This window comes from Oceaniglobus ichthyenteri (genome assembly GCF_003057885.1).
Classification (GTDB): Bacteria; Pseudomonadota; Alphaproteobacteria; order Rhodobacterales; family Rhodobacteraceae; genus Oceaniglobus; species Oceaniglobus ichthyenteri.
In genome coordinates this window covers 1-24846 of record NZ_QAGK01000015.1, presented here as the reverse complement: position 1 = coordinate 24846, position 24846 = coordinate 1, and the positions used below count along the sequence as shown (strand labels likewise).

Below are 24846 nucleotides of genomic sequence, written 5' to 3'. Positions count from 1 at the left end.
GGCAAAGGTGCATCATCTGAATGCGGTTTGAACCGGGAGGGCATGGCCCGCTTGCAATTAGGGGGCAGGCGAGCGAATTAGGCTCATGTCTCACTTCGGATTTCCTGGAATGAGATAAACCTTTAGAGAATTACACGAGGGAAATCGAAATGAAAAATGTTCTCCTGGCCTCAACCGCGCTGATCATGTCGGCCGGTGTTGCAGCCGCAGAAGTTACCGTTGGTGGCGACGGCCGTATGGGTATCATCGATATGGATGATGCACGTGGTCTGCACTTCACCAGCCGTATCCGCATCTCGTTCGCCGCTTCCGGCGAAACTGACAGCGGCCTGTCATTCGGTGGTTCGGTTCGCGTAGACAACTACGAAAACGATCAGGCAACCAACGGTCAAGAAGGTTCCGTATTTGTTTCGGGCGCATTCGGCAAGTTGTCGATGGGTGACGTAAGCGGCGCTGCTGAAGCTGCTGTTGGCGATCTGTCGGGCGTTGGCTTGACCGGCCTGGGCGATCGGAACGAAGTGACCTACCTGTTGAACTCGGCTGCTGTGTACCGTCCCAGCGCCCTGTACGAATATTCCACTGGTTCGCTGACATTCTACGCATCGGCCGAAAACCCCGGCGCACCAGCCGTAGTCGGCTCGCCCTTCGGCACGAACGAAGCCTATGGCGTTGGTGTTAAGTACTCCGCTGGCAACTACACCGTTGCTCTGGGTTACGAAAACTACAACACAACCGACGCTTTCGGTGTAGACACCGGCAACATCGACCACATCGTTCTGGGTGGTACCGCCGCATTTGGCGACGCAACCGTAAAAGCGATCTACGGTTCGGTTGACGATGCGATCTCCACCAACGACCAGTATGGTCTGTCGCTTGACTATGTCTTCGGTGCGACCACTGCGACTGCTTTCGCAATCGAGCAGTTCGACGGCGAAACCGACTTCGGTATCGGCGCATCCTATGACCTGGGTGGCGGTGCTGCTCTGAAGGGTGGCGTTGTTCGCGACAACTTTGTTGGCGGCGACAACACATACTATGACTTCGGTGTATCGATGTCCTTCTAATTCCCTAACAGGAATTGGATGACGGAAAGAGCGGGCCTTGTGCCCGCTCTTTTCTTTTGTACGGCACTGGCCTATCCCGGTTTTAAACTAAAGGAGCCCGGATATGACCCTGTCTGATATCACAGCCCGCATCGATCATGCCGAAAAACAGGCGGATCGCACCCCGGGCAGCACCCGTTTGATTGCGGTCAGCAAAATGCAACCGCTCGAACGGGTAGAGGCGGTGTTGGATCAGGGCCACCGTTGTTTTGGTGAAAACCGTGTGCAAGAAGCGGCCGGCAAATGGCCCGAATTCCGCGATCGGTTCGGCCCGGTCGATTTGCATCTTCTTGGGCCATTGCAAACCAACAAGGCGCGGCAAGCCTTTGATTTGTTTCAGGTGATCCATTCCCTTGATCGGCCCAAACTGGCCCAAACCCTGGCGCGGTTGGCGCAGGAAACCGGCCAATGCCCCGATTTGTTCATTCAGGTCAACACGGGCGAAGAGCCGCAAAAGGCCGGCGTTCTGCCTACTGATGTCGATGGATTTGTGGCCGAGTGTCAGGCGTTGGATTTGCCGGTGCTTGGGCTTATGTGTATCCCCCCAGCCGAAGAAGAGCCCAGTTTGCATTTTGCTCTGCTCGCAAAAATGGCTGCGCGCAACGGGTTGGCGGGCCTGTCCATGGGCATGTCGGGGGATTTTGAAACGGCAATCAGCTTTGGCGCGACCCATGTGCGTGTCGGATCGGCAATCTTTGGTGCGCGCGCATAAACTTGGCCGGTTGCGCCCGGCGGTAGGTTTGAAATTGGATATTTAAGGCAAGAAAAAGCTAGGCGGTGTGCAGACCGGTGCCGGGCTGTATTTGTTTTGCGATTTCAAGCAGATGTGTTGGATGAAATGCGATGCAGCCTTCTGTGGGATGCCCCGGCTTGCGCCAGCGATGCAGAAAAATGGCCGATCCCCTGTGGGGTGTCGCGGGCGTGTTCCAATCGGTGATCAGGATCAGATCATAAAGGGGATCGGCCCGGCGCAGGGTTTCATGGCTGGCGGAATAAGGCGCGCGCACCAAGGTGTTGTAGTCCGGATTTTCGGGGGCATCGGACCATAAATCACCGCGTCGGATTGGCGTGGCCCACGGGGCAGGGCGCGCCATTCGGTCGGGCCGATAGAGCATGTCGGTGATCCGCAGAATGCCGTGCGGAGTGGCGCCGTCCCCCTCGCGTTTGTGCGATGTCACGCCGCCCCGCCCGATGGTGCAGGGGTAAATCCGCCCCCGAAACCGCACGCCGCGCGGAGTCAGCACCAGATCATCGGGTGTCACAATAGATGGCCTGATTTGGCGGCCTTGGTGCGCAGATACGCCGCGTTCAACGGGTTTTCGCCAATATGCAGCGGCACACGTTCCGTCACGGTCAGCCCGTGAGTGGCCAACATTTCAACCTTGCGCGGATTATTGGTAAGCAGGCGCACCTTGTCGATGCCAAGCGCGGTCAGCATATGCGCGCCAATGCGAAAATCCCGTTCGTCATCCTCAAAGCCCAGGCGGTGATTGGCCTCGACCGTATCAAACCCCTGATCCTGAAGGGAATAGGCGCGCATTTTGTTGGTCAGGCCGATGCCGCGCCCTTCCTGATTGAGGTATAGCAAGATGCCGCCGCCTTCTTGCGCCATTTGCGCCAGGGCGCCGTTCAACTGTGGCCCGCAATCGCATTTCAGCGACCCCAGAACATCGCCGGTAAAGCAGGCCGAGTGCAATCGCGCCAGAACCGGCCCATCGCGATCGGGTTTCCCGATTTCAACGGCGTAATGCTCTTCGCCGCCATCGTCGGGGCGGAAAATATGCAGCCGGGCCGCCGTGCTGACCGCAAGGGGCAGGCGCGCGGCGACGACCGGTTTTACCGCTGCGTCGCCGATCAGATCCAAGGTGGGATCGTCCATGTCGATCACCGTCAGATCGCCGGGCGGGTCGGCACATGGCACCATCAGCGCGCCAGGCAAAAGGCGGGCCGATTTCAGAATCGCGATGGCGGTGCGGGCCGGCGCCGGATCGCCCGTGCGCACCGGGCGAAACGGGCCTTTCATTGGCGCGCGCAGATCATCGGCCGGATCGAGAATGGCGCGCAGTCGGCTCAGATTCATTGTGGTCGGAATTTCGATGCGCGTGATGTCGCCATCATACACCGGTGTTTTCAAGGTTTCGGCGCGCCGGTGGGTCAGCGCCAGATATGCCGCGCCCCCCGCGATCAGGTTGGCAAACCGGTCGGGGTGCAGTGTTTCCGGGGCTGCGGCCAACAGACAGGCCGCCCCCCGGCGCAGCACAACAGGCAGGCCCATGCGCAGATCGGACCGTGCCCGCGCCAAGCGTTCGGGCAACGTAGGGGTAAGGATCATGTAATCGGGCCTTTCATGGCGCCATTTACGGTGTTTCAGGGGGGAAAGGGAACACCGTTTCCTTTGGCGAGTTGAGCGAAAGTGGGCCAAACCCTGTAAAAAGGTGAAACATTTCCCATGTTTGGGACACGACCGCGTGAGTATGGTGCAGCATTTCTTGCCGAACCTGTGATGTGGCCACATCTGATATGCCAACCGGAGGACGATACATGAGCAACCAAAAGAAAATCCTTCTTGTCGATGATGATGATGATTTGCGCGAAGCGTTGAGCGAACAGTTGATGATGACCGAAGATTTCGACGTGTTCGAAGCAACCAATGGCCAGGAAGCATTGGATCAGGTCAAGGCGGGGTTGTTCGATCTGCTGATCCTGGATGTGGGCCTGCCGGATACGGACGGGCGCGAGTTGTGCCGGTTGATGCGAAAGCAGGGGGTGAAATGCCCCGCGATCATGCTGACCGGCCATGACAGCGACGCCGATGCGATTCTGGGGTTGGATGCGGGCGCGAACGACTATGTGACTAAGCCGTTCCGCTTTCCGGTGCTTTTGGCGCGGATCAGGGCCCAGTTGCGCCAACACGAACAATCGGAGGACGCAGTGTTCAGTCTGGGGCCGTACACGTTCAAGCCCGCGCAAAAGGTGCTGATCGATGCGGCAGACAAGAAAATTCGCCTGACCGAGAAGGAAACGAATATCCTCAAGTTTTTGTACCGTGCCACCGACAGCGTTGTGGCGCGCGACGTGTTGTTGCACGAGGTCTGGGGATACAACGCCGGGGTCACGACCCACACATTGGAAACCCATATTTACCGCTTGCGACAAAAAATTGAACCAGATCCGTCGAACGCGCGTTTGCTTGTTACGGAAAGCGGCGGATACAGATTGGTCGCCTGAGATTGGAGTTCCCGTTGATATGGCCGGGTTATGCCATGTCACCTCCCTGTTGGACTTGCCCGGGCCATTGTGCCCGGGTTTTTTTCGGACCTGTGCGTTGACGGTTGGGCAAGTGATCTTTTTTATCGCCCCCAAGACGCATAGACAGGCCCGATGACAGGACCGGATTATTCATTAGAGCAGACGCTGCGCGATCAGGGATATACCCACATCGCCGGTGTCGATGAGGTGGGCCGTGGCCCCTGGGCGGGGCCGGTGGTGGCCGCCGCTGTGGTGTTTGACCCCGGGCGCATCCCTGCGGGACTGAACGATTCCAAGAAACTGACCAAAAAGGCCCGTGAGGGATTAGAGGCCGCGATTCTGGCCGGGGCGCAGGTGAGTGTTGCCGAGGCATCCGTGGCCGAGATCGACGAGATGAACATCTTGCGCGCGAGCCACCTTGCGATGGTGCGCGCCTTGCGCGGTTTGCCCACGCCGCCCGATTTTGCCCTGATTGATGGCAATCAGATGCCGCGCGACATGCCGTGTGCGGGGCAACTGGTGATCAAGGGCGACGGACGCTCGGTCAGCATCGCGGCGGCGTCAATTGTGGCAAAAATCAGGCGAGATTTAGGCATGGTGGCGCTGGCGCAACAGCATCCAGGTTATGGATGGGAAACAAACATGGGATATGGGGCCGCCAAGCACCAACACGGCCTCAAGACGCTAGGGGTAACCCCACATCATAGGCGTTCGTTCAAACCCATACACAAGATGTTGTATCAAGGAAATTAACTAACCTCTTGATTCAAAAAGAAATTGACCCCGATTCGGCTTTGACTCACATTGTGGATAACTACAGAGCACGCCGCAAAAGGCGCCGGAATCAGAGGCAGAATATGACGATAGAAACCAAAAGCTGTGCCGCGGCACGGCCCCTGAAAACATGCGCAACTGCGGCGGAATTGCCCCTGAATCAGATCCTGGGCGGTGACTGTATTGAGTTGATGAACAGTCTGCCGGAATCCTCGATTGATCTGATTTTTGCCGACCCGCCCTACAACCTGCAGTTGAAAGGCGATCTGTATCGCCCCGACAATTCCCATGTGGATGCGGTGGATGATGCGTGGGATCAGTTTTCAAGTTTTGCCGCCTATGATCGGTTTACCCAGGACTGGCTGAAGGCAGCGCGCCGATTGCTGAAACCGCACGGGGCAATCTGGGTGATCGGCAGCTATCACAACGTGTTTCGCGTTGGCGCGGCGATGCAAAATGCCGGCTATTGGATCCTGAATGATGTGGTCTGGCGCAAATCCAACCCGATGCCGAACTTTCGCGGCAAGCGTTTGACCAACGCCCATGAAACCCTGATCTGGGCCTCCAAGGAAGAAGCGAGCAAGTACACCTTTAACTATGAAGCGTTGAAACAGCTCAACGAAGGCGTGCAGATGCGCAGCGATTGGGTTTTGCCGATTTGCACCGGCCACGAGCGTTTGAAAAATGCCGATGGGGATAAGGCGCATCCGACCCAAAAGCCCGAATCACTGTTGCACCGGGTCATCCTGGGTACGACAAACCCTGGCGATGTGGTGCTCGATCCGTTCTTTGGCACCGGCACCACCGGGGCTGTGGCGAAAATGCTGGGCCGGGAATATATCGGGCTGGAGCGCGAGGCCGCTTACCGCGAGGTTGCCGAAGAGCGTCTGAGTCGTGTGCGCAAGTTCGACAAGGAAGCATTGAGCGTGACCGGCAGCAAGCGCGCCGAGCCACGGGTGCCGTTCGGACAGCTGGTGGAGCGCGGTATGTTGCGCCCCGGTGAAATGCTGACCAACAACCGTGGGCAGATGGCCAAGGTGCGCGCCGACGGCACGTTGATTGCAGACGATGTCAGAGGATCGATTCATCAGGTGGGCGCCGCATTGGAAGGCGCGCCGTCGTGCAATGGATGGACCTATTGGAATTTCAAACGCGATGGAAAAACCGTGCCGATCGATCTGCTGCGCCAGCAGATCCGGGCCGAAATGTCGTGATCTGACCCCCCCACAAAAGAATACAACAGTTACCGCCAGCGCCCGTGGCTTTTGCCACCGGGTGCTCACCTTGCCCCGCCGTTTTCAAACGGTGGGGTTTTTTTGTGACTGACTGTGATTTTGCCCGCTAAACGGGGGGTAATCAAACGGAGCGGGCTGACGCCCGCGCGACATGATGTGTTTGGCGCGATATGGGCGCGGTGTGATCTGTAACATCTGTGGTGTGGGTTGTGGTGTCGGCTGCCTCCGGCGGGGATATTTCGGGCAAGAAAAGCCTCAGTTCGTGCTTTTCCTTTACTTGGGGGCGTGGTTTTAAGCGGCAGGAAGAGGATGGTTTATGTACGTTGTAACGTTGTTGACGGCGCCTGCGGCTGCCACGCTTGACCCGGCCTTGGCCGAGGCCCTGCGCAATGCCTGGGGGGGCGGGGATATTCAATGGCTGGCCCCCGATGAGGCGGTTGAATTTCCTGTGGCGCAGGTTCCCGATACCCTTTGGGAGGTGTGGGGCAGCGTTCAGGCGCAGGGTGTTGATCTGATTTTGCAACCGATGCAGGGGCGGCGCAAGCGGCTGTTGATTGCGGATATGGACAGCACGATGATCAAGCAGGAATGCATTGATGAGTTGGCGGATCTGGCCGGGGTGGGCGCGCAAGTGGCGGGGATTACCGCGCGGGCGATGAATGGGGAGCTGGATTTTGAACAGGCGCTGCGCGAACGGGTCGGACTGTTGAAAGGGTTGCCCGTTGCCGTGATTGATGAGGTGTTGCGCAGCCGGATCACGCTGATGCCGGGCGGACCGGCGTTGTTGGCGACGATGAAGGCGAACGGGGCCTATGCGGCTTTGGTCTCGGGTGGGTTTACGCAATTCACGGCGCGGATTGCTGCACAGTTGGGGTTTGATGAGGAGCGCGCCAATCGCCTGATCGCGGTGGATGGGACATTGACCGGCGATGTTGGCCAGCCGATTTTGGGCAAGCAGGCCAAGTTGGATGCCCTGCTTGAGATCGCCGCGCGATTGGGGATCGGTCTGGATCAGGCGATGGCCGTGGGGGATGGTGCCAATGATCTGGCGATGTTGCAGGCGGCGGGGGCGGGCATTGCGTTGCACGCCAAGCCATCTGTTGCAGCGCAGGTGCCGATGCGCATCAATCACGGCGATCTGACCGCGCTGCTGTATTTGCAGGGCTATAGCCGGGATGAGTTTATCCTGCCCTGAAATCAGGCCAAAGGCCGGTCGCAAAATCCGTTTGCACGTTGGATTGCGCCCACCTTCACACCGGCCCAGTTTTCAAGCGGCGCGCCCATGCGTTTCAGGGTGGCGGGGTGATTGGGATCAAGCACGCCAAGGGCCACCAGAATGGCGGTGATGGCGCATTCTGATGCGCGGGTTGCCCCATCGGTGATCTTTAGCGCAACGCCCAGCCCCAATTCGGGCAGGATCGCAACGAACACCGCCTCGGCCCCGGTTTTTACCGCCACTTTGCCGTTCATGGCGCGCATCAGTTCGGTGCAGGCGCGGCCTTCGCCAGCCACCAGTTCGGGATGGGCCAACATGGCGGTGCGCAAGGCCAGCATGGCGCGCCCGCGCGCATCGGTTTCGATGGCCGTGGCAAACCGGGCCATGGCATGGGCCAGTCCATGCACGGTTGTCGCGAAATTGGGGGCGGAGCATCCGTCGATGCCTGTTCCCATGATTGGCGTGCCTGTCACCTCTTGCGCGGTCTGGCGGGCGGCGATTTGCACCGGGTGATCCAGGGCAACATAATCTGGCCCGGCCTCAAGGTGCCGTGTCAAGGTCAGGAAGCCGGCGTGTTTGCCCGAACAGTTGTTATGGACCCGGCATGGGGTTTGACCCTCGCGGATCATGGACAGTTTCAGATCCTTGTCGCGCGATGCCTCTGTGCCACAACGCAGATCGTTGTCATCCAGCCCCAGATCGGCCAGCCATGCGTTGACGGCTGCCACGTGCACGGGCGCGCCCTGATGGGAGGCACAGGCCAGGGCCAGTTGCCGTGATGTCAGACGTGCCGCCGCGCCGCTTTCAACCAGGGGCAGCGCCTGAAGCATCTTGCACGATGAGCGGGGGAAAATCACCGCTTCGGGGTTGCCCCAGGCATGACGTATCTGCCCGGCGGCATCGCAAACCACGGCGTGTCCGGCATGCCAGGATTCCAGCAAATCGCCACGCCAAAGCTCGACCATGGGTTCGGGGGCTGCATTCATCGTCACTTCCTTTCACGGTTCAGCGATTTTCCGCCACAGGGGGTTTTAATATGGGCGGATTTGACGTTAAAGTCGCACCGCAGAGTTGAAAAGGAAACCGTGCACTCAAGATCTACTGAGATGGATCATGCACGTGTCCCCAGGCAGAGGCAGCTGGAGGCTGTGATAGATATGAATTCTTTCTTCGCACGGAGCGGTGTGGCGGCGGCGCTGGCCATGATGGCAACTGGGGCTTTTGCGCAAGCGGAATCCACAAACCGGGTGGCCGTTGAAACGGCTTGGGCCGTGTTCGTCGAGGACGACCCAAAGGAATGCTGGAGCGTTTCAAGCCCCAAACAGACCGTGAACTCGAAAGATGGCCGGGTGGTGCAGGTGCGCCGGGGCGATATTTTGATGTTCGTCAGCTTTCGCCCCGGATCGGGCGCGCGGGGCGAGGTTTCGTTCACCGGCGGCTATCCGTTTGCGCCGGGATCGACCGTGAATCTGGATATCGGCGGAACAGCGTTTGAATTGTTCGTCGATGGCGAATGGGCTTGGCCCGCGTCTGACGAAGAGGATGCCAAAATCGTTGCGGCGCTGAAACGCGGCGCCGAGGCGGTGATGACTGGCCGTTCGGCACGCGGCACCCAAACCGAAGACACGTTTTCGTTGTTCGGGTTTACCGCCGCGATGGACGAGGCGGCGAAACGCTGCGCCAACTGATCCTGCTGCCGTCCCGCCGCGGTTTGGCGGCATGGGGCGGGCATTGCGGCAAGACAAAGGCGGGCGTGGCCATACTGCGGCCCCAGTAATCTGTTCAACCTGTACCCGATTGTAACCACACGGGTGCAGTATGTTGAACGACTCCTTTGCAGCCACCCCTTGCACCAGCGCCGTTGGCCCGGTTGATGCGCTGCTGCGCGGTATACCCGCAAACGGATGCCTTGGTCTGAATCGGTCACCGTTTTTCCTGTTTCTGGCGATTTCGGGTCCGGGTTTGATGATTGCGGCTGTTCAACTGTTGGTGAGGCAAGTGGTGTTTGGGCGCAGATCCGCGCCCCGGCTCAGCCTGCGGGAGATTGCCAATCGTGCCCGTGCCGAACGCTATGCCAAGGAACCACTATGAAAGAAATTCTGTTCGAATCGCCGGAAGCGGCGGCCATTTATGATGCTCTGGTGTCGTTTACCGGTTGGGCCTTGCAGGCAGGTGGGCCGATTGTGGTATTGGTTGGTGTGACGGCATTGGTGTTTTTGCTGGGCGTTGTGCGCAATGGTAAGGCCGAAGGCGATACGCCTCCCGATGCTCTTGCCCTGCGGTTGGCCAACCGGCATCGCTGAACCGCTTTGTAATTCATTGCCATATCCCCTATATCCGGGTGACTTAACCCCGGAGAGTTGCCATGCCCGCCCCCGCGCCAATTACGCAGGATGTTCTGACCTTACCGCGCAAACTGTCTGATGATGGGCCTGTTAACCTTGTCGGTTTGACGCGCGATGCCATGCGCGCGGCGTTGATCGCTGCGGGAACCCCGGAAAAACAGGCCAAAATGCGCACCGGCCAGGTGTGGCAATGGATTTATGAAAAGGGCGTGCGCGACTTTGATGCCATGACCAATCTGGCCAAACCGTACCGCGCGCTGTTGGCTGACCATTTCAAGATTGAACTGCCCGAGGTGGTGGAGCGCCATGTTTCAACCGATGGCACCCGCAAATATCTGGTGCGAATCGCCGGGGGGCATGAGGTTGAAACCGTGTATATCCCCGAAGATTCGCGCGGCACCCTGTGCATTTCGTCACAGGTGGGCTGCACGCTGACCTGTTCGTTCTGTCACACCGGCACCCAACGGTTGGTGCGCAATCTGACGGCAGGTGAGATCATAGGGCAGGTGTTGTTGGCCCGCGATGATCTGGGCGAATGGCCCGAACCAGGTGTGGTGAAAACCGAAGGCCGGTTGCTGTCAAACATCGTGCTGATGGGTATGGGTGAACCTTTGTATAACTTTGATGCGGTGCGCGATGCGATGAAAATCGCCATGGACCCTGAGGGGATTCAGTTGTCGCGCCGCCGAATCACATTATCGACCTCGGGTGTGGTGCCCGAAATTGCCCGCACCGCCGAGGAAATCGGATGCCTGTTGGCAGTGTCGTTTCACGCCACCACCGACGCGGTGCGCGATCAATTGGTGCCGATCAACAAAAAGTGGAACATCGCCGAATTGCTGGATGCCCTGCGCGCCTATCCCAAGGCCAGCAATTCCGAGCGTATCACATTTGAATATGTGATGCTGAAAGATGTGAACGACAGTGACGAAGACGCCCACCGACTGGTTGAATTGATCAAGGGGATTCCAGCGAAAATCAACCTGATCCCGTTCAATGAATGGCCCGGTGCCCCCTATGAGCGGTCATCAAACAACCGAATTCGCGCGTTCGCTGATATTGTCTATCGCGCTGGCTATGCCAGCCCGGTGCGCACCCCTCGGGGCGAAGATATCATGGCCGCCTGTGGCCAATTGAAAAGCGAAAGCGAGCGGGCAAAAAAGGTGCGCCGCCCCGCCGCGACGCCCGCCACAGACGGTTGATCGGAACATTCCGGGCGGGCGGCGCGTTGGCCGACTGACCCGTTTCGGAGTGTTCATGCCACTGGCTTTTGCCCCCCTGCCCAATCCCGCCAACTGCACCGGTGCGCCCCGGCGGGTCGGCGTTGAGATTGAATTTTCCGGGTTGGGCGAACAGGCCGCATGCAATGTGCTGACCCGCACTTTGGGGGGCAGGGCGCACCAGATCGACAGTGTGAAATGGTTGGTCGAAAACAGCGAGATTGGCGAACTTCAGGTTTATCTCGATGTGTTCCTGCGCGACGCCAAAAAATCCCCGATTCGCGACGTGGTGCTGGAGGCAGGGCGCGGTGTTGTTCCGGTTGAGGTGGTATCGCGCCCGTTGGATCGTGACGGGCTGATCGCGCTGGACCGGGCGCGCGCGGCGCTGTGTCAGGCGGGCGCACTGGGCAGTGGTGCCGGGGCGCTGAACGGGTTTGGCGTGCATTTCAACATCGAGGCTCGGGGTGACAGCGTGGGCGACATTTTCCCGACTCTGCTGGCCTTTGCCCTGTGCGAACCCTGGCTGCGCCTGCACAACCGAATCAATGTGACCCGGCGGTTGCTGCCCTGGACCGATGCGTATCCTTACGGGTTGCTGGATGGTTTGGTTGCGCTGTGGCCCGATCCGGATATGACGCGGCTGATTGATACCTATCTGGCCCATGCGCCGTCGCGCAATTACGGGTTGGATATGCTGCCGCTGTTTGCCCATATCGACCGCGATCGTGTGATGCGGAAAATGGGCCAGGCTCAGGCAGTGCGCCCGACATTTCATTTTCGTCTGCCTGATTCGCTGATTGATGATCCGGATTGGTCGCTCAGCCAGGGGTGGGATCAATGGCGTTTGATCGAACGCATTGCCGACACGCCGGGCCTGAACGACGCGCTGTGCGTGGCTTGGCGCGGCAATCGGGCCGAAAGCGCGCTGACCCGGCCCGCCTGGGCCGAAGTGGCAGGCGGTATTCTGGCCGATCACGGGGTGCGGATATGAACCGGCCTGTGATTGGCGTTACCACATCCCATGCCACCGGCTGGCGGGTGTTTCCGTTGATGCGGTTCAACCTGTGGCTGGCGGGCGCGCGCGCTGTGCGCTGGGCCTCGGGGTGGCCGGCGGATATGGCGGCGGTCGATGGCATTTTGGTGGGGGGTGGTGATGATGTCTCGCCCGATTTGTATGGCGGTCAGATCATTGCCAGTGCCCGGTTGGATCCGGCCCGCGATGCGATGGAGCGCGACCTGATCCGCGATGCTTATAACCGCAACAAACCGGTGATGGGCATTTGTCGCGGCTCACAAATGCTGAACATCGCGCTGGGCGGCACGCTGCATCAGGATGCCTATGGTATTTATGAAAAAAGCCGCAAATTTTACACACCGCTGCCGCGCAAGACCGTGCGGATCGAACCGGGCACACGCCTGATGGCCCTGACCGGCGACGCCCCGATGAAGGTGAATGCCCTGCATTCACAGGCGGTTAACGCGCTGGGCCGGGGTTTGCGCGTGGCGGCCCGGGACGAAGGCGGCATGATTCAGGCGATTGAACGTTTGGCCGATCCGTTTTGCATTGGCGTGCAATGGCACCCCGAACAACTGTTCTATGCCCGGCGACAGCGGGCGCTGTTTCGCGCCTTGGTCGATGCCGCCCGTGCCGGGATGGCCGGCGAACCGCAGGCCAAGGCAGTCACACCATGAAAAAGGAGATATCATGTATTCCCAAGGCGATAAGGTCGAATGGAACTGGGGCAATGGCACCGGCACCGGCAAGGTGACGAAAATCTATACCCAAAAGATCACCAGAAAAATCAAAGGCACCGAAGTGACCCGTGACGCGGATGAAGGCAACCCCGCCTACCTGATCGAACAGGAAGACGGGGATGAGGTGCTGAAATCAAGCTCGGAGTTGACGAAAGGTTAGCGCCCGGGAATCGATCCGCGTTTGGTGCCCGCACCTTCCCAATTGTTCATTTCCTCGATCGCCTCGTCGGCGGTTTCGACAAAACGAAACAGGTCCAGATCATCGTCCGAAATGGTGCCCGCATCGGCCAGGGCCTCCCAGTTGATGATGGTTTCCCAAAAGGCGCGACCGAACAAAAGAAACGGCACCCGTTCCATCCGGCCTGTCTGAATCAGGGTCAGCGCCTCGAATGTTTCGTCAAGGGTGCCAAACCCGCCGGGAAACACGCAAATCGCCCGGGCGCGCATCAGGAAATGCATTTTGCGAATCGCGAAATAGTGAAAATTGAAACACAGGCCCGGGGTGACATATTCATTCGGGGCCTGTTCGAACGGCAATACGATGTTCAGCCCGATCGACCGGCCCCCGGCATCGATGGCGCCGCGGTTTCCGGCCTCCATTACGCCGGGTCCGCCGCCGGTGACGATCACATCGTGATGCCCACCCCCCGCCATGGAACGTTCGGTCATCAGCCGTGCAAACTTGCGGGCCTCATCATAATATTGCGAAAGTTTGCCCAGGGATTCGGTGCGCGCGGTATCGGCCTTGGCCGGTTCGGGAATCCGTGCGCCGCCAAATAAAACGACGGTTGATTCAATGCCTGCCTCGGTCAGCATCATTTCCGGTTTCATCAGCTCAAGCTGCCAGCGCACCGGGCGCAATTCATCCCGGCACAGGAATTCATCATCAACAAACGCAAGGCGGTACGCCGGGGCGCGGGTTTGCGGGGTATCGGGAATGCCGCGTGCGGTTTTGATGTCTTCCTGAGCATCGCGAAGCGGCGAGGGGTGGTGATCTTTCATCTATTGTGCATCCTGTGTGAATTGGCCCCATATCTAGCGCCAATGCGGTGTTCGCGCCAGACACCGGCGAATCTTTGGCCAAATTCGCCGCGTGTGCGCCTTTGTCCGCTGGACGTGCCTTTCATCCGCCGCTAAGTAATCCACACAAACAACCTTGCTTTTACAGCGAGGGTGATCGCATTTGCCCAAACCAGGGCTTGATGATGGAGAATGCCGTGTCCCACGCAGAACATCCCGAAGGCACACGCCGCGACTTCCTGTTTTACGCAACCGGTGGTGCCGGGGTCGTTGTGGCCGGCGCTGCCGTTTGGCCGCTTGTAAATCAGATGAACCCAACGGCCGATGTGCAGGCCCTGAGGAGTATCCGTGTGGATATCGGCGGTGTCGAACCCGGCACACAGCTGACCGTGAAATGGTTGGGCAAACCGGTTTTCATCCGTCGCCGTACGGAAGAAGAAATCGAAGCCGCCCGGTCTGTCGATCTGTCGGCCCTGCCCGATAACAGTGCCGAAAACGCAAACCTGCCCGTTGGTACCGATGGCGCCGATGAAAACCGCGCCCTGTCAGACGATGGCGAATGGTTGGTGATGATCGGCGTTTGTACGCATCTGGGCTGTGTGCCATTGAACGAAGCCGGTGATTTTGGCGGCTGGTTCTGCCCCTGTCACGGGTCGCACTATGATACATCCGGGCGCATTCGCCGCGGGCCTGCGCCCACCAATCTGCCGATTCCGGTTGCCCGGTTCGACGATGAATCAACCCTTGTTCTCGGATAACGGAGTATAAAATGGCTGGAATCCCACACGACCATTATGAACCGAAAACCGGGGGCGAAAAGTGGATGCATCGCCGTCTGCCGATCATCGGTTTGATGTATGACACGATCATGATCCCGACCCCAAAGAACCTGAACTGGATGTGGATCTGGGGCATCGTTCTGGCGTTCTGTCTGGTGCTGCAAATCATCACCGGCATTGTGCTGGTCATGCATTACACCCCTGACACGACCCTGGCGTTTGCCTCGGTCGAACATATCATGCGTGACGTGAATGGCGGCTATATGCTGCGGTATCTGCATGCCAATGGCGCGTCGCTGTTCTTTGTTGCGGTGTATGCGCATATTTTCCGGGGTCTGTACTATGGCTCTTATAAAGAACCGCGTGAAATTACCTGGATCATCGGCATTCTGATTTATGTGGCGATGATGGCAACGGCTTTCATGGGCTATGTTTTGCCTTGGGGTCAGATGTCATTCTGGGGCGCGACCGTGATCACCGGCCTGTTTGGCGCGATCCCGTTCGTGGGTGAAACCCTGCAAACTTGGCTGCTTGGCGGGCCTGCGGTGGATAACTATACCCTGACACGGTTCTTCAGCCTGCATTATCTGCTGCCGTTCGTGATTGCCGCTTTGACGATCGTTCACATCTGGGCGTTCCACACCACCGGCAACAACAACCCCACCGGGGTTGAGGTGCGCCGCACATCCAAGGAAGACGCCGCAAAAGACACGCTGCCGTTCTGGCCCTATTTCGTGATCAAGGATCTGTTCGCGCTTGGGGTTATCCTGGTGGTGTTTTTCGCAGTCGTCGGTTTCATGCCAAACTATCTGGGCCACCCTGACAACTATATCGAGGCGAATCCGCTTTCCACACCTGCACATATTGTGCCCGAGTGGTATTTCCTGCCGTTTTACGCAATCTTGCGTGCCTTCACCGGCGAAGTCTGGGTGGTGATTGCCGCCAACTGGATCACCGGTGGCATTGTCGACGCGAAATTCTTTGGCGTGTTGGCGATGTTTGGCGCGATCATCGTGATGGCACTGGCGCCTTGGCTTGACACCTCGTCGGTGCGGTCGGGCCGGTATCGCCCGATGTTCAAATGGTGGTTTGCCCTGCTCGTGGTCGATTTCTTTGTGCTGATGTGGGTGGGTGCGATGCCCACGGATGAACCATATGCCACGATCTCGCTGATCGCGTCGGCCTATTGGTTTGGCTATTTCCTGGTCATCCTGCCGCTGCTTGGTGTGATTGAAAAGCCGCTGCCGCAACCCGCCACCATCGAAGAAGACTTTGACGCCCACTATGGCGAGACTTCGGCCCACGGCAAAACCGCCGTGAACCCGGCTGAGTGAGAAAGGAACGCTGAGAATGCTTAAAAAGCTTACCATCGCAGCGACCCTGGCTTTTGGCCTGTCCTCCGGGACAGCCATGGCCGCGGGCGCCGAGGGCCATGTCGAGGATTTCAATTTCTCGTTCGAGGGTCCGTTCGGCAAGTTCGACCAGAACCAGCTTCAGCGCGGTCTTCAGGTGTACACCGAAATCTGTGCGGCCTGTCACGGGTTGGAATTTGTACCTCTGCGCACTTTGGGTGATCCGGGCGGGCCGGAATTGCCAGAGGACCAGGTGCGCGCCTATGCCGAATACTATGAGGTGTTCGATGAGAGCCTGCTGGATGGCGAAGGCGATTATCGCCCGGCCAGCCCGACAGATCATTTTCCCGCTTCGGGCCTGGCCACCGCGCCCGACCTGTCGTTGATGGCAAAGGCGCGTTCGGGGTTCCACGGGCCTTATGGTTTGGGGATCAACCAGTTCTTCAAGGGGATCGGCGGACCGGAATATATCGCCAGCCTTCTGACCGGTTATACCGGCGAAGAAAAAGAGCAGGCCGGAGCCGTATTTTACGAAAACACCGCATTTCCCGGTGGCTGGATCGCAATGGCCCCGCCATTGTACGGTGATGACGTCGAATTTGCCGATGGTCACGCGACCGATGTTGAAAGCATTTCCAAGGACGTTTCGGCGTTTTTGATGTGGACAGCAGAACCCAAGATGATGGCCCGCAAACAGGCCGGCTTTGTGGGTGTTCTGATGCTCATCATCCTGACAGCACTGTTGTATCTGACCAACAAACGTATCTGGGCGCCGATCAAGAACGGGCGCAGAACGGATGTTCCGGCTGAATGATTTCGGCGTGATGAATTGAAAAAGGGCGCGTCCGGTCTGGACGCGCCCTTTTTCTTTGGTCGGTGTGAATTAAAGCGCGCGGCCCTGTAACAGCTCCGGACGGTCGCCGTTCAGCCCGGCCGCCTCGCGCATGAAACCCCGGCGCAGGCCCGGCATTGCATTGACGACCCCCAATCCAACATCCCGGGCCAGACGCAACAGAGGGTTATCGTTGGAAAACAATCGGTTGAACGTATCCGTGGCCAAGGCCAATGTGGCCACATCAAACCGGCGCCATTGCGCATACCGTTCCAAAACATCCAACCTGCCAATGTCTTCGCCGCGGCGGCGGGCCTCGGCCAGGACTTGCGCCAGAGTGGCGATATCTTTCAGGCCGGCATTCAAACCCTGCCCGGCAATCGGGTGCAGCCGGTGTGCCGCATCACCGCACAGGGCCAGACGCGGCGCGACCATGGAATTGGCCAGAGACAGCGATAATGGATAGCTATAGCGCGCCCCGGCCAAGGCGATATCGCCCAGAAAATCACCAAAACGGGGTCGCAGAATATCGAGATACTCAGCATCCGACAACGCGTTGATCCGCGCCGCATTGCCCGTGCGCTCGGTCCAGACGATCGAACAGCGATTGCCAACCAGCGGCAGAATTGCCAATGGCCCCTCGGGCATGAACAACTGATGCGCGATGCCGTTATGGGGTTTTTCATGGGCAATGGCGGCAACCATTCCTGTCTGGCCATAGTCCCACCCGGTGTGCCGTATGCCGGCGCGTTTCGCTGTGCCGCTGCCCAATCCATCACAGCCGATCAGCAATTGCGCCGCAATCACGGTGCCATCATCGAGGGTAACGTGCGCGCTCTGGCCCTCTATCGATTGCGCCAGAACACTGCGCCCGGACATCTGGGTGATGGCGGGGGTCTTATCCATCTGCGCCAACAGGTGTGGGCGCAAATGGCGATCTTCGACCATGTGGCCCATCGGGCCTTCCTCAAGCTCGGCATGGTCAAACTCCAGCACGAAGGGCGATGCGCCTTCGCCGGCGCGCCCATCGCTGACCTTGATATCAAGGATCGGTTGGGCCGTTTCCGCCAACCCGGCCCACAGGCCAAGGGCAGCCATCATGGCGCAGGAACTGTGCGCCATCGCATAGCTGCGCCCGTCAAATCCCTGCGCGCCGCGCACGTCGCGCGGTTTGGCATCGACAAGGGTAATGGTGAACCCGACGCTGGCCAAGGCCAAGGCCAAAGTTGCCCCATTCAAACCGCCGCCGACGATTACGATATCTGTATCATGTGTCATACCCTAGATGTGGCGCAGACGCGGGGCATTGTCCATGTGGCCGATGGGCGTTAGCGTCAGGTTTGATACGAAAGGGCAGGGCGATGACGAATTGGTTAACGATCACAGCGGGCGATTTGGGCCGGGGGATTGGTGCGGGCGATATTGACCCGGTGGAATTGTGCCAAACCTATCTGGATGCGATTGAAACCCATGAGTTTCGCGATCGGATATACGCCCGGCTGACCGTTGATCGCGCATTGACCGAAGCAGCAGCAGCGCGCGACCGGGCCAAGGCCGGGCGGCGCTTGTCGCTTTTGGATGGTGTACCGATTTCCTGGAAGGATCTGTTTGATTCGGCCGGGGTTGCCACCGAATCAGGCTCGGCCCTGTTGCGCGGACGCACGCCGGATCATGATGCCGTTGTTTTGGCCAATGCCACTGCCGCCGGTTTGGTGTGTCTGGGCAAAACCCACATGACCGAACTGGCATTTTCCGGCCTTGGGCTGAACCCCGTCACCGCCTCGCCGCCCTGTGTGAATGATCACGCGGCGGTGTCTGGCGGTTCATCCTCCGGGGCGGCGACCAGTGTTGCCTTTGGCCTGGCTGCGGCGGGCATCGGGTCTGACACCGGCGGGTCGGTGCGTGCACCCGCCGCGTGGAATGATCTGGTGGGGCTGAAAACCACACTGGGCCGGGTGTCTGTGGGGGGTGTTGTGCCCCTGTGCCCGCGGTTTGATACCATCGGCCCATTGTGCCGGTCGGTCGAAGACGCGGCATTGCTTTTGGCCGCACTTGAGGGCGGCACCGCGCCCGATTTGGCCAATGCCAGTTTGCAAGATACCCGGTTTTTGGTGCTGGAAACCTGTGCTTTCGATGATATTGATCCGAAAGTGGATGCCGCATTCAACAGCGCGGTTGATAGGTTAAAGGCCGCAGGTGCGCGGATTACCCGCGCCGAAATCTCCCATGTCACCGATGCGATGGATCAATCGGCAAGCGTGTTCGCACCCGAAGCCTATGGCGTTTGGGGTGACACGATTGAGGCCAACCCCGATGCCATGCACGATCAGGTGCGCGAACGGTTTCGCGGTGGCAAAGCGATCAGCGCCCCCGCCTATGTCAAAGCGTGGCGGGTGATCGACCAGGCGCGCGCCGAATATGCCGCCGCAACTGCGGGGTATGATGCGGTGCTGCTGCCGACCTGTGCGATCCTGCCGCCGAACAAGGAAAGGCTTGAGACCGATGGCGATTATTTCGTCAAGTCCAACCTGATGACTTTGCGCAACACCCGTATTGGCAATTTGTTGAACCTCGCGGCGCTGACCCTGCCCACGGGTGTGTCGTCGGTCGGGATAACGTTGCAAACCAACCCGATGAGCGAACATCGGCTGTTGCGCTTGGGGGCGGCTGCCGAACGCGCCTTGGCCTGAAAGACACACCCACCGAGCTAAAGTAGGGAAATTACGGGGCTTTTCTGGACGGTTGCGGCATCGCTGCGCTATCCTTGCCACAAAGGGGCGACACGACCCCGGTATATTTTGAGGCACCGATGCAATATCCCCAGAGGTTTTCGAACCTGCCTGAGTATGCGTTCCCGCGTCTGCGCGCATTGTTGGACGCGCATGCCCCCGGTGGCGATCCGGTACATATGACGATTGGTGAACCGCGCCATGCCTTTCCGGCCTGGATCACCGATGTGATTGCCGAAAATGCGGCTGGTTTTGGCAAATACCCCCCGAACGAGGGCGCGCCGGAATTGTTGAGCGCGATCACCGATTGGGTACAGTCGCGCTATGGCGTGACCCTTGACGCCGGATCAAACGCGATGGTGTTGAACGGCACGCGCGAAGGGTTGTTCAACAGCGCGATTGCCCTGTGCCCCGAACAAAAGAATGGCGCAAAGCCGGTGATCCTGACGCCCAATCCGTTTTATCAGGTTTACGCCGTCGCCGCCCTGGCCGTAGGGGCCGAGCCGGTATATGTGCCCGCCACAGCATCCACCGGATTTTTGCCCGACTATGCCGGTTTGCCAGAAGACGTGTTGAACCGCACCGCGATTGCCTATCTTTGTTCGCCCTCCAACCCGCAAGGGGCGGTGGCCAGCGCGCAGTATTGGCGCGATTTGATCGGTTTGGCAGAACGCTATGATTTCCGCATTTTCGCCGATGAGTGTTACTCCGAGATTTACCGCAATGACGCCCCTGTGGGCGCGTTGCAGATTGCCGATGAAATGGGCGCTGACCCGGACCGTGTGGTGATCTTTCATTCGCTTTCAAAACGCTCTAACCTGCCCGGCCTTCGATCGGGGTTTGTGGCCTCGGGTGCCAAAACCATCACCGCGCTTAAACAGTTGCGTAATTATACCGGCGCGCCTTTGCCGTTGCCGTTGCAGATGGCCGCCGCTGCCGTGTGGCGCGATGAAGAGCATGTCATCGAAAACCGCGCCCTGTATCAGCGCAAATTCGACATTGCCGATCAGGTGTTCGCGGGCATCCAGGGGTGCGGCGCGCCCGAGGCGGGGTTTTTCCTGTGGTTGCCGGTCGATGATGGCGAAGCGGCCACCGTGAAATTGTGGCGCGAAACCGGGGTTCGGGTGCTGCCGGGCGCATACCTGTCGCGCGATGTCGGCGGTGATAATCCCGGCGGCAATTACATAAGGGCCGCCATGGTGGCCCCAGAACAAGAAATGCAGCGCGGGCTGGAAATGCTCCGTGACTGTCTCTTTACGTGAGGAACAGGTAGATGGCGTATCAGACCCGACAGCGCGACCCGCTTTTCGACAGCAATACCCAGGCAGCATTAGAGCGGCGCGGCAAGGAATTGCTGGGCATGGTGCTGATTGGGGCGGCTGTGCTGACGGCGCTGATGCTTGGGTCTTATGTGCCGGACGATCCATCGTGGTTTTCGGTTACCAATGAGCCGGCGAAAAATATGCTGGGCCGGTTTGGCGCATCGATTGCCGCACCGCTGTTTAATATCGTGGGTTGGGGCGCATGGGGGTTTCCGGTGGTGTTTGCCGCCTGGGGTCTGCGGTTTGTGGCCCATATGGGCGAAGAGCGCGCGCCGTCGCGTTTGATTTTTGCGCCATTGGCGATTGCCTTGGGTGCGGTTTACATTTCCACCCATCAACCCCCCGAAGGCTGGGCGCATTACTTTGGCCTGGGCGGATTGTTTGGCGATACGATTCTGGGCGCGGTTCTGGGCGTTGTGCCGGTACAGGCGACGTTTGGGTTGAAAATGATGGCGTTTGTGATGGCGATTGCCACCATCGCCATGGGGCTGTTTGTGCTGGGTTTTACCCGGCCTGAATTGCGATATGTGGTCACGTTTTTGATTCTGTCGGTGATCCGGTGTTACGATATGTTGATGACCGGGCTGGGCCACGGGGCCGCGGGCCTTAGCAAAGGCGCGGTTGTCGGGTTGAAAACGGCGCAATCGACCGCCCATAGCGTGGCAGAAAAACGCGCCGCCGCCCGTATCGCCGCCGCTGATGAGGCCGCAGCGCGCGCCACATTGGATGCCGAAATGGCAATGCCCGCGGAACCGCCGGTGGCAAAATCGGTGCCCGGTGTCAGCCAGCGGCGCACACCGATCCTGCGCGCAGATCGCGGCCCGGTCGATGACCCCTATGGCGTGTTCGAAGACGATATCGCGCCCGTGGCCGAGGAAAAACAATCACTGTTCGCGCGCCTGCCCAATCTGTTCAAGCGCCCGGTTGAAACCGCGCCTGCCCCCTATGAGGCCGCGCCCGAAGCCTTGGCGCCCGTTGCCGAAGGTGACGACCGGATCAAGGCCAAGATTGCCGATGTGATCAAATCACGGGTGCGGGCGCAGCCAATCCTGACCGCGGGCATGGGCCGGCGGGCCGAACCCACCGTGGCGCGCGCACGCCATCCCCGTGGGCCGCAGCCGATGATCCTGGATACCACCCCGCGCATTGCGCCCGAACCGCCGCTGACCGCGCCCGCGCGTGCGCCCGCGCCCGTGCAGGTGGCACCGTCTGAACCTGTTTATGACGATCTGGCAAACGAACCTTTGCCCGAACCCGAACTGGTCGCGCCTCAGCCCACTCCGGCCCCCGCGCCGCCTGTGTTCCGGTCTAGCCAATCAGAGGCCGCGAAAAGCGTGGTGCAGCATCCGGTGAAAAAGCCGGTTCAGCCCAGCAAACAGGCCCAGGCCGAGGCGCAGCCGGATCTGCAATTCGAAGAAAAATTCGCCGCATACGAACGCCCGCCGCTGTCGTTGTTGACCAGCCCCGACACGATTACCCGCCATGTGTTAAGCGACGAAGCGTTGGAAGAAAACGCGCGGATGTTGGAATCGGTACTGGATGATTACGGCGTCAAGGGTGAAATCGTATCGGTGCGCCCTGGCCCCGTCGTCACCATGTACGAACTGGAACCGGCACCAGGTTTGAAAGCGTCGCGTGTGATCGGCTTGTCCGATGATATTGCCCGGTCGATGTCGGCCCTTTCGGCGCGTGTATCCACCGTGCCGGGGCGCAGTGTGATCGGCATCGAATTGCCCAACGAAAACCGCGAAATGTGCGTATTGCGTGAAATTCTGGCGGCGCGCGATTTTGGCGACAGCTCCATGCGCCTGCCGCTTGCCTTGGGCAAGGATATTGGCGGCGATCCTGTGGTGGCCAACCTGGCCAAAATGCCCCACCTGTTGATTGCGGGCACCACCGGGTCGGGTAAATCCGTGGCGATCAACACGATGATCCTGTCATTGTTGTATAAACTGACACCCGAAGAATGCCGGATGATCATGATCGACCCGAAAATGTTGGAATTGTCGGTGTATGACGGCATTCCACATCTTCTGTCGCCGGTGGTGACAGACCCGAAAAAGGCGGTTGTCGCCTTGAAATGGGTCGTGGGTGAAATGGAAGACCGGTATCGCAAGATGTCGAAAATGGGTGTGCGCAATATCGAAGGGTATAATGGCCGGGTGCGCGACGCGCTTGAAAAAGGCGAAATGTTCTCGCGCACCGTGCAGACCGGGTTTGATGACGACACCGGCGAACCCACCTTTGAGACCGAGGAAATCCAGCCCGAGATTTTGCCGTTCATCGTGGTGGTTGTCGATGAAATGGCCGATCTGATGATGGTGGCCGGTAAGGAAATCGAAGCCTGCATTCAACGCCTTGCGCAAATGGCGCGGGCTTCGGGGATTCACCTGATCATGGCCACTCAGCGCCCGTCGGTGGATGTGATCACCGGCACGATCAAGGCAAACTTTCCAACGCGAATCAGTTTTCAGGTCACCAGCAAGATCGACAGCCGCACCATTCTGGGTGAGATGGGCGCCGAGCAATTGTTGGGCATGGGCGATATGCTGTATATGGCCGGTGGTTCAAAAATCGTGCGGGTGCACGGCCCGTTCTGTAGTGATGAAGAAGTCGAAGAAATCGTCAACTACCTCAAAGGGTTCGGGCCGCCCGAATATATGTCAGGCGTGATCGAAGGCCCCCCCGAAGACAAGGAAAGCAGCATTGATGCGGTGCTGGGTCTGGGCGGTGATGGCAGTTCGGAAGATCAGTTGTACGATCAGGCGGTCGCCATCGTGATCAAGGATCGCAAATGTTCGACCAGCTATATTCAGCGTAAACTGGCCATCGGATACAACAAAGCGGCGCGTCTGGTGGAACAGATGGAGGATGAAGGCATCGTGTCATCGGCAAACCATGTGGGCAAACGCGAAATATTGGTGCCGGAACAGCAATGAGAAAGGCCCGGGGCAAAACGGCGCCATTCTGAGTTATAGGACACGAGCGGCAGATTTTCTGCCGCTCGTTCTTATTCCAGAGAGCGCTTTATCGGCCTTGGAGCTTGCCCCACATCGGAGTGCCGTGAAATAGCCAGGGCTGGTAGAGGATCCTCGAGAGATTCGGGAGACGCGGCCGATCATCCCGGCGTCGATCCTTCTTCTTTCCGACAGGCTCAAAACCTTCTCCGGTTTGCAAGGCCTCTTGCCGCGCTTCATCGGGATCGCGATTGCCATCCGCGATGCCTCCGGTTTCGTCGTCTGATCGCGCGGATGAAGGAGAGGTGTATTGAGCCGAATGAACGCCCATCCGCATCGCGGGTGTGGTTCGTTGAACACGGGTCTTTCGCCGCAATGGAACATCAATGGTTTCATTGGTTCCCGGCACCTTGAGGCGACGCATGACTCTGGCATCATCGTCGGTGATCGTGCTCTTGTCTTTGTCTGGGGATGCGGCTTCATCCTTTTCAGGTGCCGTGGCTTCGTCCTCATCCGGTGATGCGTAGGCTCGCCAGTCAAAGAAATTGTAATAGATCCGCCAGATGTTCAGCATCGCAATCAGCACCCGCGGATTGTATGCGGAACCATTGATGTAGCTGGAGCCCTTGCGGGCACTGCGTCCGCCCGCACGCTCGACGATGCTGACACGGTTCCGCAGAGCGTTCTGGAAGGTGGAGACCGGCTGAAGGGTTGCCATCGTCATCCTTCTCGTGATCGCCGCCCGCAGCTTCGGATCCTGTATGGTGTCGTCGATGCCGAGTTTGCGATACTCGGCCCGATAGCGCGGCGACAGGATCGGAAACCCAATGACTGAACCGCCCCGGGTTTACCGGAGAGTAAAACTCTCCAAGGATGAGCCCTATGACACAGAGAAAACCCACCCCGTCCTACACGGCTGAATTTCGCGCACGCGGCGTTCGGCTTTTCAAAGAGAACC

The 24846-nt window shown here is 59.1% G+C and carries 25 protein-coding genes; 19 read left to right on the top strand and 6 right to left on the bottom strand.

Annotated elements, in window-relative coordinates:
• Window positions 1-149: 149 nt before the first annotated feature.
• Together C8265_RS17125 and C8265_RS17120 are read left to right on the top strand one after the other, a co-directional pair.
• Complete coding sequence (locus C8265_RS17125) at window positions 150-1064, top strand: porin (protein ID WP_108485257.1); 915 nt, start codon at window positions 150-152, stop codon at window positions 1062-1064.
• A 103-nt stretch (window positions 1065-1167) separates the two neighbouring features.
• On the top strand, window positions 1168-1815 hold the full coding sequence (locus C8265_RS17120) for a YggS family pyridoxal phosphate-dependent enzyme (RefSeq protein ID WP_108485256.1): 648 nt from the start codon (window positions 1168-1170) through the stop codon (window positions 1813-1815).
• Window positions 1816-1873: 58 nt separating this feature from the next.
• On the opposite strand, the gene C8265_RS17115 is transcribed toward C8265_RS17120, so the two are convergent.
• Window positions 1874-2365, bottom strand: a complete 492-nt coding sequence (locus C8265_RS17115; RefSeq protein WP_108485255.1) for a L,D-transpeptidase family protein — start codon at window positions 2363-2365, stop codon at window positions 1874-1876.
• A complete protein-coding gene (gene ribA, locus C8265_RS17110) occupies window positions 2362-3435 on the bottom strand; it encodes a GTP cyclohydrolase II (protein WP_108485254.1) in 1074 nt (357 codons plus the stop codon). Before ribA ends, C8265_RS17115 begins: the two co-directional genes overlap by 4 nt.
• A gap of 209 nt (window positions 3436-3644) precedes the next feature.
• Between ribA and C8265_RS17105 the strand changes: the two genes are divergently transcribed.
• The 4 genes from C8265_RS17105 to serB all read left to right on the top strand — a co-directional run bounded on the left by C8265_RS17105 (window position 3645) and on the right by serB (window position 7556).
• Complete coding sequence (locus C8265_RS17105) at window positions 3645-4331, top strand: response regulator transcription factor (protein ID WP_108485253.1); 687 nt, start codon at window positions 3645-3647, stop codon at window positions 4329-4331.
• A gap of 153 nt (window positions 4332-4484) precedes the next feature.
• Window positions 4485-5105, top strand: coding sequence for a ribonuclease HII (locus tag C8265_RS17100; protein ID WP_108485252.1), 621 nt, complete (start codon window positions 4485-4487; stop codon window positions 5103-5105).
• Window positions 5106-5209: 104 nt separating this feature from the next.
• The gene (locus tag C8265_RS17095) at window positions 5210-6340 is read left to right on the top strand and encodes a site-specific DNA-methyltransferase (protein ID WP_108485251.1); all 1131 of its coding nucleotides are present in this window, start codon (window positions 5210-5212) and stop codon (window positions 6338-6340) included.
• Between the two features lie 337 nt (window positions 6341-6677).
• Window positions 6678-7556, top strand: coding sequence for a phosphoserine phosphatase SerB (gene serB / locus C8265_RS17090; RefSeq protein WP_108485250.1), 879 nt, complete (start codon window positions 6678-6680; stop codon window positions 7554-7556).
• Window positions 7557-7558: 2 nt separating this feature from the next.
• On the opposite strand, the gene C8265_RS17085 is transcribed toward serB, so the two are convergent.
• On the bottom strand, window positions 7559-8563 hold the full coding sequence (locus C8265_RS17085; protein WP_108485249.1) for an asparaginase: 1005 nt from the start codon (window positions 8561-8563) through the stop codon (window positions 7559-7561).
• Between the two features lie 171 nt (window positions 8564-8734).
• Between C8265_RS17085 and C8265_RS17080 the strand changes: the two genes are divergently transcribed.
• The 7 genes from C8265_RS17080 (at window position 8735) to C8265_RS17050 (ending at window position 13057) form a co-directional block, all read left to right on the top strand.
• Window positions 8735-9265: an invasion associated locus B family protein gene (locus tag C8265_RS17080; RefSeq protein WP_108485248.1), complete on the top strand. Its 531-nt coding sequence runs from the start codon at window positions 8735-8737 to the stop codon at window positions 9263-9265.
• A 130-nt stretch (window positions 9266-9395) separates the two neighbouring features.
• Window positions 9396-9668, top strand: coding sequence for a hypothetical protein (locus tag C8265_RS17075; RefSeq protein ID WP_108485247.1), 273 nt, complete (start codon window positions 9396-9398; stop codon window positions 9666-9668).
• Window positions 9665-9880, top strand: coding sequence for a hypothetical protein (locus tag C8265_RS17070; protein WP_108485246.1), 216 nt, complete (start codon window positions 9665-9667; stop codon window positions 9878-9880). Before C8265_RS17075 ends, C8265_RS17070 begins: the two co-directional genes overlap by 4 nt.
• A gap of 62 nt (window positions 9881-9942) precedes the next feature.
• Window positions 9943-11124 (top strand): dual-specificity RNA methyltransferase RlmN, encoded by a 1182-nt coding sequence (gene rlmN, locus C8265_RS17065; RefSeq protein ID WP_108485245.1) that lies wholly within the window; start codon window positions 9943-9945, stop codon window positions 11122-11124.
• Window positions 11125-11179: 55 nt separating this feature from the next.
• Window positions 11180-12133 carry an amidoligase family protein gene (locus tag C8265_RS17060; protein WP_108485244.1) on the top strand — a complete coding sequence of 318 codons (954 nt, stop codon included), beginning with the start codon at window positions 11180-11182 and terminating at the stop codon, window positions 12131-12133.
• The gene (locus C8265_RS17055) at window positions 12130-12834 is read left to right on the top strand and encodes a gamma-glutamyl-gamma-aminobutyrate hydrolase family protein (protein ID WP_108485243.1); all 705 of its coding nucleotides are present in this window, start codon (window positions 12130-12132) and stop codon (window positions 12832-12834) included. Before C8265_RS17060 ends, C8265_RS17055 begins: the two co-directional genes overlap by 4 nt.
• Before the next feature lie 10 nt (window positions 12835-12844).
• Entirely contained in the window at window positions 12845-13057 is a 213-nt protein-coding gene (locus C8265_RS17050; RefSeq protein ID WP_108485291.1) for a hypervirulence associated TUDOR domain-containing protein, read from the top strand.
• On the opposite strand, the gene C8265_RS17045 is transcribed toward C8265_RS17050, so the two are convergent.
• Complete coding sequence (locus tag C8265_RS17045) at window positions 13054-13899, bottom strand: LOG family protein (protein ID WP_108485242.1); 846 nt, start codon at window positions 13897-13899, stop codon at window positions 13054-13056. The two genes, C8265_RS17050 and C8265_RS17045, sit on opposite strands and share 4 nt — an antisense overlap.
• A gap of 215 nt (window positions 13900-14114) precedes the next feature.
• On the opposite strand from C8265_RS17045, the gene petA reads away from it, so the two are divergent.
• Genes petA through C8265_RS17030 form a run of 3 tightly spaced genes read left to right on the top strand, consistent with a single transcriptional unit; the run spans window position 14115 to window position 16862 of the window.
• Complete coding sequence (gene petA, locus C8265_RS17040) at window positions 14115-14675, top strand: ubiquinol-cytochrome c reductase iron-sulfur subunit (RefSeq protein ID WP_108485290.1); 561 nt, start codon at window positions 14115-14117, stop codon at window positions 14673-14675.
• A gap of 11 nt (window positions 14676-14686) precedes the next feature.
• Complete coding sequence (gene petB / locus C8265_RS17035; RefSeq protein ID WP_108485241.1) at window positions 14687-16030, top strand: cytochrome b; 1344 nt, start codon at window positions 14687-14689, stop codon at window positions 16028-16030.
• Window positions 16031-16046: 16 nt separating this feature from the next.
• Entirely contained in the window at window positions 16047-16862 is an 816-nt protein-coding gene (locus tag C8265_RS17030; protein WP_108485240.1) for a cytochrome c1, read from the top strand.
• 69 nt (window positions 16863-16931) lie between these two features.
• Here the strand turns inward: C8265_RS17030 and C8265_RS17025 are convergent, their stop codons facing one another.
• Entirely contained in the window at window positions 16932-18158 is a 1227-nt protein-coding gene (locus C8265_RS17025; protein WP_108485239.1) for a UbiH/UbiF/VisC/COQ6 family ubiquinone biosynthesis hydroxylase, read from the bottom strand.
• An 83-nt stretch (window positions 18159-18241) separates the two neighbouring features.
• Between C8265_RS17025 and C8265_RS17020 the strand changes: the two genes are divergently transcribed.
• The 3 genes from C8265_RS17020 (at window position 18242) to C8265_RS17010 (ending at window position 23870) form a co-directional block, all read left to right on the top strand.
• A complete protein-coding gene (locus C8265_RS17020) occupies window positions 18242-19570 on the top strand; it encodes an amidase (protein ID WP_108485238.1) in 1329 nt (442 codons plus the stop codon).
• Between the two features lie 119 nt (window positions 19571-19689).
• On the top strand, window positions 19690-20871 hold the full coding sequence (locus C8265_RS17015) for an aminotransferase class I/II-fold pyridoxal phosphate-dependent enzyme (protein ID WP_108485237.1): 1182 nt from the start codon (window positions 19690-19692) through the stop codon (window positions 20869-20871).
• A gap of 11 nt (window positions 20872-20882) precedes the next feature.
• Window positions 20883-23870 (top strand): DNA translocase FtsK, encoded by a 2988-nt coding sequence (locus C8265_RS17010; RefSeq protein WP_108485236.1) that lies wholly within the window; start codon window positions 20883-20885, stop codon window positions 23868-23870.
• A gap of 88 nt (window positions 23871-23958) precedes the next feature.
• Here C8265_RS17010 and C8265_RS17005 read toward each other — a convergent pair whose 3' ends face one another.
• A complete protein-coding gene (locus C8265_RS17005; RefSeq protein ID WP_126623190.1) occupies window positions 23959-24606 on the bottom strand; it encodes a hypothetical protein in 648 nt (215 codons plus the stop codon).
• Window positions 24607-24846: the final 240 nt, after the last annotated feature.

Coding starts and splice junctions, on each gene's coding strand:
- C8265_RS17020 (WP_108485238.1), top strand. CDS start 18,242: ATGACGAATTGGTTAACGATCACAGCGGGCGATTTGGGCCGGGGGATT.
- C8265_RS17045 (WP_108485242.1), bottom strand. CDS start 13,899: ATGAAAGATCACCACCCCTCGCCGCTTCGCGATGCTCAGGAAGACATC.
- C8265_RS17060 (WP_108485244.1), top strand. CDS start 11,180: ATGCCACTGGCTTTTGCCCCCCTGCCCAATCCCGCCAACTGCACCGGT.
- C8265_RS17010 (WP_108485236.1), top strand. CDS start 20,883: ATGGCGTATCAGACCCGACAGCGCGACCCGCTTTTCGACAGCAATACC.
- C8265_RS17080 (WP_108485248.1), top strand. CDS start 8,735: ATGAATTCTTTCTTCGCACGGAGCGGTGTGGCGGCGGCGCTGGCCATG.
- C8265_RS17055 (WP_108485243.1), top strand. CDS start 12,130: ATGAACCGGCCTGTGATTGGCGTTACCACATCCCATGCCACCGGCTGG.
- C8265_RS17070 (WP_108485246.1), top strand. CDS start 9,665: ATGAAAGAAATTCTGTTCGAATCGCCGGAAGCGGCGGCCATTTATGAT.
- C8265_RS17120 (WP_108485256.1), top strand. CDS start 1,168: ATGACCCTGTCTGATATCACAGCCCGCATCGATCATGCCGAAAAACAG.
- C8265_RS17075 (WP_108485247.1), top strand. CDS start 9,396: ATGTTGAACGACTCCTTTGCAGCCACCCCTTGCACCAGCGCCGTTGGC.
- C8265_RS17105 (WP_108485253.1), top strand. CDS start 3,645: ATGAGCAACCAAAAGAAAATCCTTCTTGTCGATGATGATGATGATTTG.
- serB (WP_108485250.1), top strand. CDS start 6,678: ATGTACGTTGTAACGTTGTTGACGGCGCCTGCGGCTGCCACGCTTGAC.
- ribA (WP_108485254.1), bottom strand. CDS start 3,435: ATGATCCTTACCCCTACGTTGCCCGAACGCTTGGCGCGGGCACGGTCC.
- C8265_RS17095 (WP_108485251.1), top strand. CDS start 5,210: ATGACGATAGAAACCAAAAGCTGTGCCGCGGCACGGCCCCTGAAAACA.
- C8265_RS17085 (WP_108485249.1), bottom strand. CDS start 8,563: ATGAATGCAGCCCCCGAACCCATGGTCGAGCTTTGGCGTGGCGATTTG.
- C8265_RS17100 (WP_108485252.1), top strand. CDS start 4,485: ATGACAGGACCGGATTATTCATTAGAGCAGACGCTGCGCGATCAGGGA.
- C8265_RS17015 (WP_108485237.1), top strand. CDS start 19,690: ATGCAATATCCCCAGAGGTTTTCGAACCTGCCTGAGTATGCGTTCCCG.
- C8265_RS17030 (WP_108485240.1), top strand. CDS start 16,047: ATGCTTAAAAAGCTTACCATCGCAGCGACCCTGGCTTTTGGCCTGTCC.
- rlmN (WP_108485245.1), top strand. CDS start 9,943: ATGCCCGCCCCCGCGCCAATTACGCAGGATGTTCTGACCTTACCGCGC.
- C8265_RS17125 (WP_108485257.1), top strand. CDS start 150: ATGAAAAATGTTCTCCTGGCCTCAACCGCGCTGATCATGTCGGCCGGT.
- C8265_RS17005 (WP_126623190.1), bottom strand. CDS start 24,606: ATGGCAACCCTTCAGCCGGTCTCCACCTTCCAGAACGCTCTGCGGAAC.
- C8265_RS17025 (WP_108485239.1), bottom strand. CDS start 18,158: ATGACACATGATACAGATATCGTAATCGTCGGCGGCGGTTTGAATGGG.
- petB (WP_108485241.1), top strand. CDS start 14,687: ATGGCTGGAATCCCACACGACCATTATGAACCGAAAACCGGGGGCGAA.